Here is an 18,483-nt window from a genome sequence, read left to right on the forward strand (position 1 = left end):
GATGTACACCTGACCGGGACGCTTTGCGATGGATATCTCCAAGTTCTTTATTGATCGGCCCATCTTTGCAGGGGTCCTGTCGACGCTTATCTTGCTGACAGGACTCATTGCTCTCTACATGCTTCCCGTCTCTGAGTATCCCGAGGTGATACCGCCGTCGGTGATCGTGCAGGCCAGCTACCCTGGTGCGAATCCGAAGGTCATTGCCGATACGGTGGCTGCGCCGCTCGAGGAGCAGATCAATGGCGTCGAGGGCATGTTGTACATGCAATCGCAGGCCAGCAGCGACGGTAACCTGACGCTCACGGTGACTTTCCGTCTGGGTGTCGATCCCGACAAAGCCCAGCAACTCGTCCAGAACCGCGTCAACCAGGCGCTGCCGCGGCTCCCTCCCGATGTTCAGCAGCTTGGCGTTACCACACTCAAATCCTCGCCCACGCTTACGATGGTCGTGCACCTCATTTCTCCGGATGCGCGATACGACCAGGCCTATTTGAGGAACTATGCACTGATCAACGTCAAGGAGCGGCTTGAACGCATCGAAGGCGTTGGCCAGGTGCAATTGCAAGGCTCAGGCGACTACGCCATGCGCGTATGGATAGACCCCAACAAGCTCTCCGAGAAGTCGCTGACGGCCGCCGATGTGGTCACTGCCATCCGCGAACAAAACGTGCAGGTCGCGGCCGGATTGATTGGTCAATCGCCCATGGACGGCAAGGCCCCGCTGCAGTTGAGCATCAATACGCATGGTCGTCTCCAGTCGGAAGATGACTTTCGAAACATCATCCTCAAGACCAACGGCGGTGCCACGACTTATCTGAAGGACGTCGCACGGGTGGAGCTTGGCCAGGCCGAATTCGGGTCCAGGGCGCTGCTAAGCAACAAGGAAGCGGTGGCCATATGGATATTTCAATTGCCAGGCGCCAACTCGCTCCAGATATCCGATGCCATTCGTGCCGAGATGGCCGAGCTAAAAAAGGATATGCCGCCCGGCGTTGACTACACCATCATCTACGACCCAACGCGCTTCGTACGATCGAGCATTCACGCTGTCATACACACGCTACTGGAGGCCATTTCGCTGGTCGTGCTGGTTGTCATCGTGTTCCTGCAGACCTGGCGCGCCTCGCTCATCCCGCTCATCGCGGTTCCTGTTTCCATCGTCGGAACCTTCGCCCTGCTGCTACTGCTTGGCTATTCTGTCAACACCTTGTCGTTGTTCGGCATGGTGCTGGCCATCGGCATTGTGGTCGACGATGCCATCGTGGTCGTTGAGAACGTCGAGCGAAACATTCAGTCCGGCCTGCCGGCACGGGATGCCACCCATCAGGCGATGCGAGAGGTGAGTGGCCCCATCATCGCGATCGCCCTGACCCTGGTGGCGGTCTTCGTTCCACTGGCCTTTATGTCGGGCTTGACCGGCCAGTTTTACAAGCAATTCGCCATGACGATTGCCATATCCACGGTGATATCGGCGTTCAATTCACTCACGTTGTCGCCAGCGCTCGCGGCACTACTCCTGAAAGGTCACAACGAGCCCAAGGACGCGCTGACTCGATGGATGGATCGTTGGCTGGGTCCATTCTTCACACGTTTCAACCGGGTGTTCCATCGCAGCTCCGAATCGTACGGCCGCGGCGTGGAGCGCGTCATCGCCCACAAGGGACGCATGGTCGCGATCTACCTGGTATTGCTCGCCGGCGCTCTACTCATGGCCCGTATCGTGCCTGGTGGCTTCATTCCCGCGCAGGACAAGGAATATCTCATCTCCGTGGTGCAGCTACCAAACGGCTCGTCGCTCGATCGAACTGAGGAGATCGTGCGCGAAATGGGCGCCATAGCCATCAAGATGCCCGGCGTGGAAGGTGCCGTACAGCACCCGGGCATGTCCATCAACGGCTTCAACAACTCGTCGAGCGCCGCCGTTGTCTTTATCAAGTTGTTGCCGTTCGAGGAACGACACGGTGAGGCACAGACAGCCGCGGCGATCGCCAAGGCCCTCAATGAGAAGTACGCCGGCATCAAGGGAGCGTACGTAGCGGTATTCCCGCCACCTCCGATCCTCGGGCTTGGCAATCTTGGTGGCTTCAAGTTCCAGATCGAAGACCAGGCTGCCCAGGGCTATGCGGCGCTCAACGACGTCCTCCAGGCGTTTCTGAAGAAGGCGGCAGCGACGCCGGAGCTGGGACCCACGTTCTCCGCCTACCAGATCAACGTGCCGCAGCTCCAGGTCGACCTCGACCGGCTCCGGGCGAAGCAGCTTGGCGTTTCCGTCACCGACGTCTTCAGTACCTTGCAGATCTATCTTGGATCTCAATACGTCAATGACTTCAACCGATTCGGCCGCGTCTACCAGGTTCGGGTGCAAGCGGACTCGGCCTATCGCGCCAAGGCCGAGGATATCGGGCTGCTGAAAACGCGAAACGCCGCCGGAGAAATGATTCCGCTTTCTTCACTGGTCGACGTCTCGCAGACATACGGCCCTGAGACCGTGGTTCGGTATAACGGATTCACGGCGGCAGATGTCAGCGGCGGCCCGGCTCCAGGCTACTCCACAGGCCAGGCGCAAGCGGCGATTCAGCGCATCGCCGCGGAAACACTACCCCGGGGGTTCAAGCTCGAATGGACCGACCTGGCTTACCAGCAAATGCTGGTTGGCAACGCCTCACTGATCGTTTTTCCCATCAGCGTGCTGCTGGTCTTTCTGACCTTGGCCGCACTCTACGAGAGCCTGGTCTTACCGCTGGCCGTGATCCTGATCGTACCCATGAGCTTGTTGTGCGCGTTATTGGGTGTGTGGCTCACCCAAGGCGACAACAACATATTTACTCAGGTCGGCTTGATGATACTCGTCGGGTTGGCCTCGAAGAACGCCATTCTGATCGTCGAGTTTGCCCGCGAGTTGGAAATCCAGGGCCGAAGCATTGTCGCCGCTGCAGTGGAGGCGAGTCGCTTGCGTCTTCGCCCGATCCTGATGACATCGATCGCCTTTGTGATGGGTGTTTTGCCGCTCGTTCTTTCAAGCGGCGCGGGCGCAGAAACACGCCGCGCCATGGGCGTGGCGGTGTTCTTCGGCATGCTGGGCGTCACTCTGTTTGGCCTCATGCTCACGCCGGTGTTCTACGTACTGCTACGCACCCTGGCCGGCGGCAAGTTGATCGTGGACAAGCACGGGCATAACCCGCGAGTCCTTGGCTTTGAAGAAGCGGGCCTATAAGAGGTGCAATCATGACGAGCCAAACTCTGCGCTATGCGCTTGCTGCTGCGGTGTGCGTTACAGGTGGCTGCAGCCTGGAGCCGTCCTATCACGTGCCAGAAAGCGCCTCCGCGGGCCCGTACAAGGAGTTGTCTGTCAGGACCCCCGAGGAAACGGGCAGTTGGCAGCCAGCGATTCCCGCCGAGAATCAAGCGCGCGGGCAATGGTGGCAGGTGTTTGGCGATGAACGATTGAACGCGCTCGAAACACAGGCCGCCAGCGCCAACCAGGATGTGAAGGCGGCTGCCGCGCGGGTCAGTGAGGCCCGCGGTCTGCAGCGGGTTGCCCATTCGCAGTGGTTTCCCCAGCTGGGAGCGGGGTTTGGGCCTTCCCGGCAGCTTGAGGGCCCTGATTCCTTAGGTGTCACTCCTGGCTCCAATCCTTCGCCACAGACCGTGTGGCGTGCGCAAATCGCCGTGTCCTACGAGCTGGACCTGTTTGGCCGAATCGCTTCCACGAACCATGCCGCGGCTGCTGATACCCAGCAAACTGAAGCGCTGCTGAGGTCGGCCCAACTGGCGCTGCAGGCCGATGTGGCCCAGACCTATTTCCTGCTGCGTGAACTGGATGCCGAGATTGCCGTAGTCGAGCGAACGGTAGATCTTCGGAAGGCACAATTGGACTTCGTACAGCATCGATATGATGCGGGCGATGTCAGCGAGCTGGATGTGGCACAGGCCAGGACGGAAGTGGAGACCGCCCGCTCGGACGCCATGACCTTGGCCCGTGAACGCGCCACCACCGAACATGCGCTCGCTGTATTGTTGGGCCAGGCACCGGCTCAGCTCACTATGTCTGCCGATCCGCTGGTACCCATCAGCGTTTCCATCCCTGCAGACATGCCATCGGCATTGCTGGAGCGACGACCGGATATCGCGGCTGCCGAGCGTGCCATGGCTGCCGCGAATGCTCGGATCGGCGTCGCGCGCTCGGCATTTTTTCCGTCGCTCACGCTGACAGGAACAGGTGGCTACGAGTCGAGCTCACTGAGCAACCTGTTCAACTGGTCCAACAGGACGTTCTTGTTAGGTCCACTTGTCGGCACCCCTCTGGTTGGGCCGCTCTTCGACGGCGGTCAGCGGCGGGGGAATCTTGTCCACGCGAAGGCCCAGTATGAGGAAGATGTTGCCATCTATCGTCAAACGGTGCTGGTCGCGTTTCGCGAAGTGGAGGACGGCCTGGCGAACGTTCGCATTCTCCACGACCAAACCCAGGTCGAGGAGGCGGCGGTGCAGGCGTCGTCTCGCGCAGCGCAGCTTTCACGAACGCAATATGACGATGGCCAGGTTAGCTATCTTGATGTGATCGAGACCGAGAGGACCCTGCTTGAAACCAGGCGGCGCGCGATCCAGCTGCAAGGGGAGCAAGCCACTTCCACGGTGCAACTGATCCGGGCGTTGGGAGGAGGGTGGGGCGTAACGAGTCAGGTCTCAACGATCCAGGACAAAGCGCACCCCGGTTCCGCCCAGATCAACGGACCGCTGTTCGTTGCGGCATCAAGCAACTAATCACCGAACGCGAGGAGAGGGCGCATGAGTACTTCGCTGGGAGCGTTGTTAATCGCATTGCAGGCTCGACCTGCGTCGGCGGAAAGTGAGGAGCTTCACCGGCGTGCGCACGCAAAAGGGCCTTGTGCCGTGGAGGACCTCACGCTGATCGAGCTGTTTTTCCGCGACGCGGCGTTGTCGTTTGCCACGGCCATTCTGTCGGGTGTTCTGCCGCGTCCTATTTCTATCGGCCGTGGGTGCCACGAAAAGGTCGCCGCCACACTTCAGACTTTTCGCTGGAAGAGCGACTTTGATGTGCGTTCAGCCGAGCACCCTTACCACCCCATCTGGCAAAACTTTGCCAGTTGGTGCCAAGCGTCTGGGCTTGAGCCCAAGTTGGATGGCACCCCGGGAGCGAAAGAGCCCGCGTATGTGCTCTTTGTCGAAGCCAATCGATGAGTTACCACGCCAAGAAACGACTTGCACCTTCGGGAAGATAAAGCATGAGGCCTAAAAGCAAAGCCTTTGAATTGGTTGTTCAAGATCTGGCCCGAATCGATGAGATGCGAAAAGTGGCCATGAAAGAGGCGTTCGCGGTGCTCGAGGAGCACGACCCTGAAGTCGCCGATATTCTCCTGGTGCAGTTCGGCGACCGGCGACGCGCCGCATGCTGGATGTGCGTCACGCACCGTTTTCTCGAGGGACGGACTGCTTATGAGGCCCTCGCACAGGGCGACGTGGATGTTCTATGGGATGTGCTCGCCAGCGCCGATCCGAATGGGGCGTTGTCCTGGGAAAGGGGTTAGCCCAGGTAGTTGGGACTGAGGCGCACTCCCAATGGCATCACATCGCTCCTCCACACTCTCCGTGACACCAGCTCCTCAACATGGTGCAATATGAAACGGAGGGGGCAGCCGCGGCCGTGGCCGGCGGTATCCGTATTCGCCAAGCCCGCCGTGCAGTTCCTGGAGTGATTACTTTCGAGTGCGCCGCCTTGGTAAGCCAGACCCTGATTCAGGTGCTTGTGGTCGACGATCATCCGATGATGCGGGATGGTTTGCGGGCGACCATCGAACTTGAGACCGACATGCAAGTCGCGGGCGAGGCTGTGGACGGTGCGCAGGCGATCGAATTGTTCGAAGCGCTGCGGCCCGACGTTACCTTGCTCGACCTGCAGATGCCGCACGTTGATGGGCTGCAGGCCTTGACCGCCATCCGAAAGTTGAAGCCCGACGCGTCCATCGTGGTCTTTACCATCTATCCGGGCGATGCGCGGGTCACGCAAGCCCTTACGCTGGGCGCGACGTCGTATCTTCTCAAGTCTGCCAGGAAAGACGAGATCGTCGCGGCGATCCGGGCGGCGGCGCATGGGCAGCAAGTGATCGCGGCGGAAATCAGTGATGAGTTGGCCGCGAACCAAGGCAGGGCGGTCCTTACGGTCCGAGAATTGAGCCTCCTCCGTCTCGTCAAGGAAGGCATGTCCAATCGCCTCATTGCCGAATCGCTGTTTCTCTCGGAAGACACAGTGAAGACGTATATGAAGAACATCCTGCTCAAGTTGGGTGCTTCGGATCGCACGCATGCGGTCACCATTGCCCAGCGGCGCGGCTTTATCGACTCCTGAGTTGTGTGTCTTTGCGGGCACCTTCGTTGGCGGCCCTGCAAGTCAGCTTCCGGCTCCGTCTGTTAGCGCGACAACTCACTGGCCCGAACGATTCCATCGCCCATGACGTGCGACGGGTCACTGATTGACCGGCCCACCTTGGGTGCCGAGGCTGCAAGGCACCCATACAGGAGAGTCAACGCAGTTAACCGGGATTGGCGAACAGATCGTTGAACTGGTTGACCCAGGCATGTTCGTTAGGGCCCGGATTGGCTCGCATGTCGGGTGCCTGTCCAACCAGGACTTCATTGACGCCCGAACCCAGCTGTTCCATGGCGCCGGCAATGAATTCATCGAGCGGCATGGCTCGCTCTTCCTCGCTGCTGTTCATCAGCTCGGTTCGTACCCAGGGAGGCGCGATTTCGATAAGCGACACGCCTGCGTGCTTCAGCAAATAGCGCTGTGACAGCGTGTAGGAGTGAAGCGCTGCCTTCGTCGCGCTGTAGACCGCGGCCAGTGCCAAGGGTACGAAGCCAAGCACCGATGTCACGTTGGCAATCACGGCCCCCTCTTTGGACTTCAGGTGCTCAATGAGTGCCGAGGTCATGCGCACCGGCCCGAGAAGGTTGGTGGTGACGGTCGACGTCAGGATGGCATCATCAACGACGCCATCGGCGCCGTCCGGCAGCATGATGCCTGCATTGTTGATGAGGACATTGAGGTCGGGATGATCAGAGATCAGCTGACGGGCTACGGTTTCGATGCTTTGCGGACTTGAAATGTCCAATTCAACGGCCAGCATGCCTGGGTTGGCGCCCGTCGTTTCCCGCAGTCGATCAAGCCGTCGGCCGGCGATGATCACCTTGTTGCCACGCTTGTGCAGTGCCTCAGCCAGGCCGCGCCCGATACCCGAGCCACCGCCGGTGATGAAAATGGTATTGCCAGTAAGTTTCATGGTGTTCGCTCCAGATTACGAGGGAAAGTGATCGCCAAACATGGGGCGACCGCTCTTGGATTCGGCTTGCGTGGCCTCGTCCTGCAATACGTCCCAGTGCTCGGCCAACAGGCCGTTCTCGATGCGCACAATGTCTGCGGCGATCCATGCGGCGGCGCGGCCATGGCCGGAGAATCGACCGTGCAGGATGACGTAGTCGTCCTGGGCCACGACCAGGCCTGGCTCGTAACGCAGTTCGCGGGGCAGGCTGCGGATCAGATTGAATAGCCCCTCGCGCCCTGGCTCGATGTGTGCGCTGTGCTGTATGTAACGGTCTGACCAGAACATGGAAGCCGTATCGTAGTCACGCCGGTTAAACAGCGTATCGAAGGCTTTGAGTACGATCGTCTTGTTTTGTGCGGGGGTGGTCTTCGGCATGATTTTCTCCCTAGAAAGGGTCAAGCTGGCGCGCGTTCCAACGCGGGATAGTCGACGTAACCATTCGGTCCGGAGGCATACACGGTGCTCCAGTCGACATCGTTCAGCGAAGCGTCTGCAGCAAGTCGCTCCACCAGGTCGGGGTTGGCGATATAAGGGCGGCCAAACGCGACCAGGTCGGCTAGGCCCGTGGCGATCAACCTTTCCGCGCGCCGCGCATCCATGTCGACATTGGCAATCAGGGTGCCCCGGTATAGCTTGCGAAAATGCTCAAACATGGCGACGCCGGCGAGATGCTCAATGGGGCTGCCCGTGACGTCCGTATTCGTACCCATGAGCAACAGGTGCGACAGGTCATAATCGTTCAGTCGGTTGATGACGTACTCAGCGGTGGGAAGTGTCTCTTCGTCGGCCGCGAGCGGACCGCTCAAATGCATCGGTCCGACCTTGATACCCACGCGCGTGGCGTCGACTTCGCGGAGGATGCTTTCCAGCGACTCAAACAGCAGTCGCGCGCGATTCTCGACGGAGCCACCGTATTCGTCGGTCCGCTTATTGGTACCGCGGGCGAGAAACTGCGCGATGAGATACAGGTAGTTGGCTTGCAGCTGGACACCGTCAAAGCCCGCTTCCATGGCATTGCGGGCAGCCCGACCGTAATCACGCACGGTATCCCGGATGTCTTGCTTGCTCATGGGTCGTGGCGTCACCGTTGGCTTGTGGCCGAGTGGCGTCACGCTCTGCTGTTCGGGGTTGATGTCCGACGCCGACATGGGTGGTACGCCGTTGAAAAAATCCGGGTGTGACATCGCGCCGGTATGCCAGAGTTGGGCAACGATGCGACCGCCGGCTTCGTGTACGGCGTCGGTAACCACGCGCCAGCCGCGCACCTGGTCGGCGCTCCACAGGCCCGGCGTGTCTGCCCATCCGAATCCATCGGGGCTGATGGCCGTGCACTCGCCGATAATCAAGCCCGCTGAGGCACGTTGCGCGTAGTAGCGCGCCTGCAGCTTGGTGGGCACCTGGTTCGAACTCGTGGCGCGCATGCGGGTCAAAGGCGCCATCACCACGCGATTGGGAAGGGGGAGCGCTCCCATGGTCGTGGGAGAAAGCAGGGACGGATAAGAATGCTTGTTCATTGAAGGAGTGGGCCCGGTCTGGATGGGATCAAACGGTGACGACGATCTTTCCCACGTGCTCACCTGCTTCCATATAGCGGTGAGCACCAACGATGTCGTCGAGCGTGAAGGTTTTGGCCAGCGTCGTCTTGAACAATCCGCGTTCGAACCCGCCGTCGACAAACGCTTTCAGTGCGGCCAGCTTGGTGTCGTCACGGGTTGTCTTTGTCAGCGAGAGCCCGCGAATCGTCAGCTCTTCACTGAGCACGGCAAGCGGTGACAGCAGTGCCACTTGTTGGCTCAAGGCGCCGTAGAGGACGAGGGTGCCCTGCGGAGCAGCCAGCTCGCTCAAGATGGCGAACAGCGGGCCGCCGATGGCATCGAATACGAGGTCAACGCCTTTGTCCCTGGTGAATTTGAACACCGCGGCTTTTAGGCCGTGCGTCGATGTGACGACGACAGCGTCGGCGCCGTGCGCTTGCAGAGCCGCGGCCTTGGAAGGACTGCTCGTCGCCGCGATAACGCGTGCCCCCACCGATTTGGCGATCTGCAGGGCCGCAAGTCCTACGCTGCTGGACGCGGCAGTAACCAGCACGGTTTGCCCTGCGCTGAGTCGACCGCGATCGATCAGGCCAGCCCACGCCGTGCCAAAGGCTACCCAGGTGGATGCGGCATCGACATCGGTCACGCCTTCGGGTATGCGCACCAGGGAACGCGCGGGTGCCAGTGACAGTTCACCGTACAATCCGTACTGCGCGGCCGGGAAGGCGGGAATGACAGCGACGCGCTCGCCGATGGCGAAGCCGCTGACCTCGGGGCCCAGCGCGTCGATTTCGCCAACCGCTTCAAAACCGATCTTGGAGGGTAATGCCGGGCTGGTGGCCGCGCGGCCGGAACGCAAGGTGACTTCGGTGCGGTTGATTCCAATGGCGCGGACGCGAAGACGCACTTCCGCGGGCCCGGGCTCTTCGGGCGGGTGCTCTTCGAGGCGTAGCACTTCGGGTCCACCCCAAGAACGAATTCGTACGGTACGCATCGCGGCTCCTCTAAGTACCGGCTGCACCCGAGCCGGACTTGCGCTAGACTGAAATGACAATGGTGTTCACCATCGATTTAGTCAGCATGGAGGTGGCGCGAGCCAATGTCAATGGTAGTCACCATTGTTTGTGCAAGGAACAGATGAAAGGTCGTTTCGGAAAGGAGTGATGGGATGGGCGTGACTAAGCAGCAAGCCATTGAAAACAAAAGATCCATCGTGGCCGCTGCGGAAGGGCTTTTCCGCGCCCGGGGCGTGGACGCCGTGGGCTTGACCGAGCTGACGAAAGCGGCGGGATTCACTCAAGGCGGCTTCTATAACCACTTCAAATCCAAGGACGCGCTGGTCGCAGCGGTGATGGAAAAGGCGATTGAGCAGGGTGGTCAGGAGCTGGATGCCGCCATTTCCGCATCGCAAGCGGCTGCGGCCGATCCGATGGCAAGACAAGTCGAGTGGTACCTGTCTCCCGATCACCGAGCCAATATCGAAGCCGGCTGTCCCTTGACGGTATTTGCGGGCGATGTGCGACGCATGGGCAAAGACGCCCGGGAGACCTACGCCAAGGGACTGGCGCATAACTTCGAGCAGCTCGCCGACATCGTTGATGGTGTCGACGCCAACGACAGACGCAAAAAGGCCGTTGCGGCGTTCAGCCAGATGGTAGGAGCCGTATTGCTATCGCGCGCGGTCGTCGATTCCGCCCCCGAACTGGCCGACGAAATTCTCCGGGACGCGCGCGCGAACCTGCTCGCTGCAGTCAAGGGAAAGTAGGGCGGAAGGCTTCACCTGGGCTGACATACGCATCGGATGCACAGTAACGCGGGGAAGGGCAACCGACGGAAGCGCGGGACACGCGTTGCCGACAGATCTCCACCACGTCATGACGGCTGGTCTGGTCTGATCCGATCCCAGCAATACCCCGTTCGCTCTCAGTCGCGCGGCAGCGCCATGCAAGTGGACTTCGCTCAAGAGGTCGGCTCCCGACCGTTCTGCACAACTTGAGCCATCCATGCTTGCCTGAGGCGTGGGCCGCGTCGGCGCGGCTTCGCTTCTGAACGTCAGGCCGCAAGCCATGGCGAAAATCACCAGCATGAAGATCGCAAAACGCAGGTTTCCGGCACGTCGATCCCGGAAGTGGCGCCTTGACTCATGACAAGGGCGCTCCGACACGTCGTTGGGAGTGGTCGATCCAACTTTTGGCTTTGGCATTTGGCGTTGCATGGGTGGGTCTCGCTTTGGCAGCCGATCGCAGTCGCATGGCATCGCTGTTGAGCGAAGGGCCTGTGCGGCAGCACGCTGACCGGTCTTGAAGGCGTGCGTGCAAGATCGCCGAGCCTTCAATGTGTTGATTGGCGCCGGCTAGCGAAGCGATCAGGGCGGCGATCTTGAGCGCCAATGACGACGGTTAGAAGGCGCATTCTGGGATGGTGGTTATTCCATTCAGGGATGATCGGGCAGGCAGCGTTGACAGGCGGGCCACGAAGACGCACTGCTCGCGCCACGTCACAACATAACCATGTCCATCGCAGCGATGTCTTGTCGAATCCTGCCGCGTTACCACCTACGTTTCGCCATGGACACGCAAAGCGAGCGCCCGCTATCGGAGGCGCTACGCGTCAGTTCTTCTTGCGTCGGCATCTCGCGCTCCCGTACCACGCGAGCGTCGGTGGCTGCTGGGCCGCCGGCGCGCCGTGCATGGATGGTCGTCGCATCGGACCAGGCGAAAACCGAAATACACAAAAGCGCCTGTAATCCTTCAATCGCATTCGATGCCCGCCCTCTATCTTTACCGTGGCGACTCGTCCTTCGCTTGGTGCCGGCGCTCGCACCGCGCTGGCGGGACAGGTTGATTCATCCATTTTTGGAATGAGCGCCATCCAATTCAGCGTCTTCTGGAGTCGGATAAGAATGGATAACTTCTTCCTCGAGACGTCCGCAGGGCGCCGATTTTTCGAAGCTCATTCCACATTCCGAGGAAAGATCATGGCTAACTTGTTTACCCCCACCCAAGTCGGCGCCTATCCGCTCTCCCATCGCGTTGTGCTGGCCCCGATGACGCGTCTGCGCACGATTCAGCCCGGTGATATTCCGAGCCCGATGATGGCGGACTTCTACGGTCAGCGTTCATCCGATGGCGGCCTCGTGATCATCGAAGGCACGAGCATTTCATTGACCGCGCGTTCGTACTTTGGCGCCGCCAGTTTCTACCACGACGGTCAAATGGATGGCTGGAAGGCTGTTGCCGACGCGGTGCATGCGAAGGGCGGCCGAGCCTTCATGCAGCTTATCCACGGCGGCCGCCAGTCGCATGTTGACATGACCGGTGGCGCCACGCCGCTGGCACCGTCGGTGGTGCCGTTCGAAGGCGTAGCACTCACGAAGGATGGCTGGGTGCCGGCGTCGCCGCATCGAGCGCTCGAAATCGACGAAATCCCTGGAATCATCGAGGACTTCCGCATCGCCGCCCAGCGCGCCAAGGATGCTGGATTCGACGGCGTGGAATTGCACGGCGCCAACGGCTACCTGGTCGACCAGTTCATTCAGGACGGCACGAACACGCGTACGGACGCATACGGTGGTCCGATCGAAAGGCGCGTGCGCTTCCTTCGCGAGGCGACTGAGGCACTCATCTCGGTGTGGGGCGCGGACCGCGTGGGTGTGCGCGTATCACCGTCAGGCGAGTGGGGTGGCATCTCCGATAGCAATCCGGACGCGACGTTCAGTCACGTCGCCAAGGTGCTCGACAGCTACAAGGTTGCCTATCTGCACGTTATCGAGCCCCGCATCAAGGGCGACAGCACTCTGCATGAGGGCCACCCGCCGGTGGCATCCAAGTCCCTGCGACCGTTCTTTTCCGGCTCGATCATCGCCGCTGGTGGCTTTGACGGTGATAGTGCGAACGCCATCGTGGCGGCGGGTGATGCCGACCTGGTCGCCTTTGGTCGCCACTTTTCGTCGAACCCGGATCTCGCGTACCGCCTGCAGCACGGGCTGCCGCTGACTCCGTACGTACGTGATGCGTTCTGGGGCGGCTCAGAAGAGAACTACTCCGACTTTCCGACCCACCAAGAGTCACAGGCCAAGAAAGACGCCGTGATCGCTTGATCGGCGTCGCAATTCGCATCATCAGACAAAGCACCCCTTAGGAGATCCTAAAATGTCACGCACCTTCCAGTTCGCTCGGGCCGGTGGCCCCGAAGTACTTGAGATCAGCGAAGCGCCTGTCGCCACCCCGGGCGCAAACGAAGTCAGAATCAAGGTCAAGGCGATCGGCCTCAACCGCGCCGAATCGATGTGGCGGCGCGACGAGTACATCGAGCCGGTGAAGTTTCCGGCAGGCCTCGGCTACGAAGCGTCCGGCATCGTGGACGCGGTCGGCCGCGAAGTGAAGGGCATTGCCGTTGGTGACACGGTCAGTGTGATGCCGTCGTTCTCGCAGAACGATTACCACACCTATGGCGATGAGATCCTGGTGCCCGATTACGCGGTGATCAAGCACCCGAAGACCCTGGGCTTCGCCGAGGCCGCTTCGGTCTGGATGATGTTCGTGACCGCTTACGGCGCGCTCATTGAAGACGCAAAGGTCGGGAAGGGCGACTTCGTGGTGATTCCTGCCGCGTCGAGCAGCGTCGGCCTGGCGGCGATCCAGGTTGCCCGGCTCGCCGGAGCGTCTGTGATTGCGTTGACCCGCACCAATGCCAAGAAGAAGCAGCTGCTTGAAGTGGGCGCCACGCATGTCATTGTCACCGAGGAGCAGGACTTCGCCTCCGAGATTCTGAAGATCACCGAGGGTAACGGCCCGCGCGTCATCTTCGATCCGGTGGGCGGCGCGAGCTTCAGCAAACTGGTGTCGTTGCTGCCGTTTCAGGGAATTGCCTTCATCTACGGCTTGTTGGACGAGAAGGAGCCCACGGCGCTTCCGGTGCTGGACATGATCGCCAAGAATCTTACGGTGAGGGCTCACAACATCTGGATCACCAGCGGCGATGCCGGCCGTCGTAACGCGGCTATCGAGTTCGTGTCGAAGGGCCTGGCTAGCGGCGCGCTGACGCCTATCATCGACCGCCAGTTCAAGTTCGAAGACATGGTCGAGGCGCATCGCTACCTCGAGAAGAATGGCCAGTTCGGCAAGATTGTCGTGACCCTGTAAGCACGAAGGAACCGCCCGGCGCTTTGCCGGGCGGTTCCGCATGGCTCAACCCTGTCTCGAAAGACTTCCGGTCGATTTCGCGCCTTTTGAAGCAGTTTGTCGCCGAGAAAACTACGCGAACGGTCGGGCAATCCGACGAAGCCATCGCTGGGCCGGCCCTGTGGGCGCCAACGTAAATCCGATGACCGTGCCGCACTGCGGCTCATCGTGGCGCATCGAGGCTCCTTGCAAGTGGCGTGGTTCCCTGTGCCGCTTTCTTAACCCCGGATTTTGTCGCTCCAGGCTCGATGCAAGTCGCGTCGATCGCACTGGAGCCGGAACCTCATTAAACCTGGACTTCCAAAATGACCAACCATACGCACGTAACCGCCCCCACTCAGTATGTCGAGGCAAACGGCATTCGCTTTGCCTATCGCCGCTTCGGCGCGCGCGGCGGCATCCCTCTCGTGTTCAATCAGCACTACACCGGAACCATGGACTATTGGGATCCGGCAGTGACCGATGGCCTTGCCCAGGGGCGCGAGGTGATTCTCTTCAACAACGCGGGTATCTCCAGCAGCTCTGGGGAAGTGCCGACCACGATTCAGGAAATGGGTGCAAACACCATCGCCTTTATCAAGGCCTTGTCGCTGGACAAGGTCGACGTACTTGGCTTTTCCATCGGCGGCATGGTGGCTCAGGAGGTTGCATTGCAGGCCCCTGAGCTGGTTCGCCGCCTGATCCTCGTTGGCACGGGCCCTCGAGGCGGTGAGGGCATCGCCCCCATGACCAAGGCCGCGGCCGAGATCTTTGGCGCGACGTATGAGCCGGCCGAGCACCTCTGGCTTGCGGTTCACTTTTCTCCCTCCCCGGCGAGTCGGGCGGCAGGTCTCGAATTTCTCAAGCGCAAGCATCAGCGTCGCGAAGGCCGCGACCCTGAAGTGAATGAAAAAGTGGCGCCGGCGCAAATCGAAGCGCTGGGCAAGTACGGCGTGCAGTTCGATGGCGTTCTCGATTACTTGAAGGGTATTCATCAGCCGACGCTAATCGTCCAAGGCAGCAACGACGTGATTGCACCGACGGTCAATTCGTACACGATGCAGCAGTACATGCCGAACGCTCAGCTCATTCTCTATCCCGACTCCAACCATGGCTCGTTTTACCAATACCCCGAGTTGTTCGTGGAGCAGGCCGATCAGTTCTTGACCTGGGAGCTTCAGGGCGATGGGCATGTCGGGGCGCAGGCAACCCGCCTTCCGTTCCCGGCGCTGCCGCCCCGCAGCGGCTCCGACGTCTGAATCGATTTCGGGTAATGGCAGCCGCTTAGGCTGTTCCCGGTCGCTAAACCGTGCCTCAGCCGGCTGCCCAAGAATGGCAGCCGGTTGGGGCCGTTTCATTGTGGCGATCAGGATTACGAGTGCGGCGGACAAATTCCGGATCGATAGATCCAGTGCACCTGAACCAGACTCTGGGTTGCGACCCTGAGTCATGGCGTCGACGCTGGTGGCCGGGCCATGCCAGGCTCGCGCGGGGCACCTCGCCAGAGATCTTTCAGCTAAAGATTGAAGTCGGGCGCCAGGCATTCCTCCACGAATGCGGTGAACTGCCTTGCCTTCGCGCTGGCTAAGCGACCGGTGGGATAGAGCGCTGAGAGCGGGATGGCTGGAAGCTCCCAGTCATCAAGTACGGCCACCACTTCCCCTGACTTGAGCTCTGGCTGGAATGCCCACTCGGACGCCACGGCGAAGCCGGCGCCGGAAAAGACCGCCGCGCGCAGACCTTCTGTCGCGGATATGCGCATGCGACCGGAGAGCTTGACTGACATCTCCGCGGTCCCTTTGCGAAAGACCCAGTGTTCTCCACCGTTGAGGTCCCGCGTGTACACAATCGCGCGGTGCGCAAGCAGGTCAGCGGGAACCTGTGGTGTTCCGTACTTGGCAAAGTATTCCGGCGTAGCGACAACCCGCCGGCGGGCCACTCCGATTCGTTTCGCCGTCATATTGGAGTCGGCGAGTTCGCCCATTCTCAGTGCCAGGTCGATGCCTTCATTCACCAGGTCGATGTTCCGATCGTCCAGGACCAGTTCCAACTCAAGGCTCGGATGGGACTCAAGGAATGCTTCGACGCGAGGAACGATATGGAGTCGGGCGAAGCAAACAGCGGCAGAGACTCGCAGGCGTCCGGTGAGACCGGCTGCGGTACCCCGGGCCGCCTGCACGGCTTCGTCGGTCTCCTCCATGGCTCTCTTGGCGCGCAGATAGAAGTTCTGCCCAGCTTCGGTCGGCGTCAGGGTCCGGGTGGATCGGAGCAATAGCTTCACTCCCAGCCATTCCTCCAGTTGAGCAATGGCCTTGGATACCGCGGGCTGGCCCACATCAAAGTGCCTGGCCGCTGCGGAGAACGAACCGGTATCGACGACCCGTATGTAGATTTCTATCGCCGACAGTCGGTCCATCCTTTCTCTCCGTGGAATGAGCGTTATGCAATTTTGCGCCTATTGCTGACTGCAGGGTAGGAATAGAGTGCTATCCACCTTCCTTGCCTGTCCGTCCGGCCATGCCCCCGTCAAACTCAGATTCGTCGACTCGGCACGCGGTCGATGCTGATGCCGAGCTAGCCATGGCCGCCTCGTCCGAGGCAGCGAGCAAGGCCTTGCGTGCCGGCGCGCGAGCGCCGCTTTTCGCGCTTCGTGACACCCATGGCCAAGGCGTGTCGCTGGACCGCCTTTTGGATGCGGGTCCCGTCATCCTGCACTTCTTCCGCGGGGCATGGTGTTCGTTCGGGGAGCGGGGCCTGGCCGATCTTGCGGGCGCCTACGATCAATTCAAGGACCTGGGAGCCAGTGCAATGGCCATTGCACCTCCGAGCAAACCGGCGGCGCCCGTCCTGCCCCTCCCGATGCCAGAGCTGATCGATGAAAATCTGAAGGTGTCGCGCGCTTTCGGATTGGCCTATGAACTACCGCTGACACTCCGAGCCCGTTACGAGGAGCTGGGCTACCAACCGCCGGTCACCCGGACCGCCAACAGCTTTCTGGTCCCTATCCCCGCGACTTATCTGATCGACCATGAAGGAGTCGTTGCATTGGCCTATGTGGATGTCGACTATCGCAACGGCTTTGATGTGGACTCACTCGTGAAAGCTCTCCGCGCCCTGCAGGCCAGGCGCTTGTCAGTTCCTCGATCGCCGAAACCAGGCACTTCATCTCCTCGGTAGGAGCGGAAAAGCGGAGCAGCTTGATTCCTTGACCTGATCCCAGGCGTGCATTGGCGACCTACGGGTGGCCCGTCGGTGATGCTTGGAGACTCACTGAGCGCAATGCTCAACCATCTTGGTTGCCGGAACGGCGCCCGCGTCGCCCCGTTCGCGTAACGAGGGGCCGAGGCTCGCTTGAACGCCGAGGGCGTCGATTCTGCCGAAATCTTCAAATAAGGTGCAATCACTCAATTGCTCCCTCGCAACTTCTGGCACTGTCGAACCATCGGGCGAGCAGCGCGTATCCGAATGTTGCGTGCGGCCAAGGCAAGCATGCCCATGGGTTCAGGAGCGCCCACTTCTGGGGAAACGCGACTGTACAAGCGGCCGCACGCATGGCCTGGCGTGGCCTTGGCTAACCGCAGGGGAAGGAATGCGCGCCTCTAGCGCTCGATACGCTTCGAGTGGCGCCCGCGCTTCCGACATACACACCGCTCCATCATTCAGCGCGCACAAATGACCATGAACTTCGATGACTCTCTGAAGGTACTCGCGAAGAGCGAGCGGCTTGTACTCTACGGCGCTCGCACGGAAAACAGTCAGCGAGCCGCGATTGCGCTCGTGGAGGCCGGTGTTGTGTTTGAGGCGGCAAAACTCACCGCTGGCTGCAGTGGCCCGATTGCAGACCGATTTCTGGGTCAAAATCCGCTTACCGAGGTTCCCGTACTAGCCGCTTACAATGATCAGGAGGTCGTGTGGTCACTCAGTCAGTGGAGCGCCATCATGATGGACGCCGCTGCAAGCGCCCCGGGACGGCTTTTGCCTGCGCAACGCAGCGACGAGAGGAGGGCGCTGGAGCGCTTCTTTTACTTCCTTACGGACGTGATCGCCCCCAGTCATGCGGGCCGCTATCTCGACCGGGAAGGTGTGCAAGACGGGGCCAAGGCAATGACGGCCCTGACCAGCGAGCGCATCGAACGCTGTGAATCCTTTCTTGAGTATGGTCCTTACATGGCGGGCGAAGCTTTTGGCCTTGCCGACATCGCGGCATACACGCTGATCCATGCGGTACCGCAAGATCTGCACTGGAAGTACTTTCCGTTGCTCACCGACTGGTATGCCAGGGTCGAGGCAAGGCCTGGGGTCAGGTGGGGAATGGCCGCGTTTGGGGAATGAAGGGTTAGCGCCCGTCTCGCCAATTCGCTCCCCGTCATTTGGATGGGTGGCGCCACCTTCGGCGGCATGGGTCGAGACTCGAAGGGGAGTCCGCAGGCGATGGGCGGCCAG

General features: G+C 60.6%; 16 protein-coding genes. 11 read left to right on the forward strand and 5 right to left on the reverse strand.

What is annotated here, in order from left to right; all coding sequences use genetic code 11:
• Nucleotides 1-28: 28 nt before the first annotated feature.
• The 5 genes from OUZ49_RS05305 (at nt 29) to OUZ49_RS05325 (ending at nt 6,367) form a co-directional block, all read left to right on the forward strand.
• On the forward strand, nt 29-3,217 hold the full coding sequence (locus OUZ49_RS05305) for an efflux RND transporter permease subunit (protein WP_266148947.1): 3,189 nt from the start codon (nt 29-31) through the stop codon (nt 3,215-3,217).
• An 11-nt stretch (nt 3,218-3,228) separates the two neighbouring features.
• Entirely contained in the window at nt 3,229-4,764 is a 1,536-nt protein-coding gene (locus OUZ49_RS05310) for an efflux transporter outer membrane subunit (RefSeq protein ID WP_266148948.1), read from the forward strand.
• A gap of 24 nt (nt 4,765-4,788) precedes the next feature.
• A complete protein-coding gene (locus OUZ49_RS05315) occupies nt 4,789-5,202 on the forward strand; it encodes a hypothetical protein (RefSeq protein ID WP_266148949.1) in 414 nt (137 codons plus the stop codon).
• Nucleotides 5,203-5,246: 44 nt separating this feature from the next.
• A complete protein-coding gene (locus tag OUZ49_RS05320; protein ID WP_266148950.1) occupies nt 5,247-5,549 on the forward strand; it encodes a DUF2384 domain-containing protein in 303 nt (100 codons plus the stop codon).
• A 212-nt stretch (nt 5,550-5,761) separates the two neighbouring features.
• Nucleotides 5,762-6,367: a response regulator gene (locus OUZ49_RS05325; protein WP_266149386.1), complete on the forward strand. Its 606-nt coding sequence runs from the start codon at nt 5,762-5,764 to the stop codon at nt 6,365-6,367.
• 184 nt (nt 6,368-6,551) lie between these two features.
• Here the strand turns inward: OUZ49_RS05325 and OUZ49_RS05330 are convergent, their stop codons facing one another.
• Genes OUZ49_RS05330 through OUZ49_RS05345 form a run of 4 tightly spaced genes read right to left on the reverse strand, consistent with a single transcriptional unit; the run spans nt 6,552 to nt 9,872 of the window.
• Nucleotides 6,552-7,301: an SDR family oxidoreductase gene (locus OUZ49_RS05330; RefSeq protein ID WP_266148951.1), complete on the reverse strand. Its 750-nt coding sequence runs from the start codon at nt 7,299-7,301 to the stop codon at nt 6,552-6,554.
• Nucleotides 7,302-7,316: 15 nt separating this feature from the next.
• Nucleotides 7,317-7,718 carry a nuclear transport factor 2 family protein gene (locus tag OUZ49_RS05335; protein ID WP_266148952.1) on the reverse strand — a complete coding sequence of 134 codons (402 nt, stop codon included), beginning with the start codon at nt 7,716-7,718 and terminating at the stop codon, nt 7,317-7,319.
• A gap of 20 nt (nt 7,719-7,738) precedes the next feature.
• Complete coding sequence (locus OUZ49_RS05340) at nt 7,739-8,857, reverse strand: alkene reductase (RefSeq protein ID WP_266148953.1); 1,119 nt, start codon at nt 8,855-8,857, stop codon at nt 7,739-7,741.
• A 28-nt stretch (nt 8,858-8,885) separates the two neighbouring features.
• Nucleotides 8,886-9,872 (reverse strand): zinc-dependent alcohol dehydrogenase family protein, encoded by a 987-nt coding sequence (locus OUZ49_RS05345; RefSeq protein ID WP_266148954.1) that lies wholly within the window; start codon nt 9,870-9,872, stop codon nt 8,886-8,888.
• 174 nt (nt 9,873-10,046) lie between these two features.
• Here OUZ49_RS05345 and OUZ49_RS05350 point away from each other — a divergent pair, with 174 nt between their 5' ends.
• The 4 genes from OUZ49_RS05350 to OUZ49_RS05365 all read left to right on the forward strand — a co-directional run bounded on the left by OUZ49_RS05350 (nt 10,047) and on the right by OUZ49_RS05365 (nt 15,299).
• On the forward strand, nt 10,047-10,643 hold the full coding sequence (locus OUZ49_RS05350; RefSeq protein ID WP_266148955.1) for a TetR/AcrR family transcriptional regulator: 597 nt from the start codon (nt 10,047-10,049) through the stop codon (nt 10,641-10,643).
• A 1,137-nt stretch (nt 10,644-11,780) separates the two neighbouring features.
• A complete protein-coding gene (locus tag OUZ49_RS05355) occupies nt 11,781-12,977 on the forward strand; it encodes an alkene reductase (RefSeq protein WP_266148956.1) in 1,197 nt (398 codons plus the stop codon).
• Nucleotides 12,978-13,029: 52 nt separating this feature from the next.
• Nucleotides 13,030-14,022, forward strand: coding sequence for a zinc-dependent alcohol dehydrogenase family protein (locus OUZ49_RS05360; RefSeq protein ID WP_266148957.1), 993 nt, complete (start codon nt 13,030-13,032; stop codon nt 14,020-14,022).
• Nucleotides 14,023-14,366: 344 nt separating this feature from the next.
• The gene (locus OUZ49_RS05365) at nt 14,367-15,299 is read left to right on the forward strand and encodes an alpha/beta fold hydrolase (protein ID WP_266148958.1); all 933 of its coding nucleotides are present in this window, start codon (nt 14,367-14,369) and stop codon (nt 15,297-15,299) included.
• Between the two features lie 257 nt (nt 15,300-15,556).
• Here OUZ49_RS05365 and OUZ49_RS05370 read toward each other — a convergent pair whose 3' ends face one another.
• A complete protein-coding gene (locus OUZ49_RS05370) occupies nt 15,557-16,456 on the reverse strand; it encodes a LysR family transcriptional regulator (RefSeq protein ID WP_266148959.1) in 900 nt (299 codons plus the stop codon).
• Between the two features lie 164 nt (nt 16,457-16,620).
• Between OUZ49_RS05370 and OUZ49_RS05375 the strand changes: the two genes are divergently transcribed.
• Both OUZ49_RS05375 and OUZ49_RS05380 read left to right on the forward strand, forming a co-directional pair.
• Nucleotides 16,621-17,217 (forward strand): peroxiredoxin-like family protein, encoded by a 597-nt coding sequence (locus OUZ49_RS05375; protein ID WP_266148960.1) that lies wholly within the window; start codon nt 16,621-16,623, stop codon nt 17,215-17,217.
• A gap of 501 nt (nt 17,218-17,718) precedes the next feature.
• Nucleotides 17,719-18,372, forward strand: coding sequence for a glutathione S-transferase family protein (locus OUZ49_RS05380; protein ID WP_266148961.1), 654 nt, complete (start codon nt 17,719-17,721; stop codon nt 18,370-18,372).
• The last annotated feature ends 111 nt before the right edge of the window (nt 18,373-18,483 follow it).

The organism is Dyella halodurans (assembly GCF_026283925.1).
Classification (GTDB): domain Bacteria; phylum Pseudomonadota; class Gammaproteobacteria; order Xanthomonadales; family Rhodanobacteraceae; genus Dyella; species Dyella halodurans.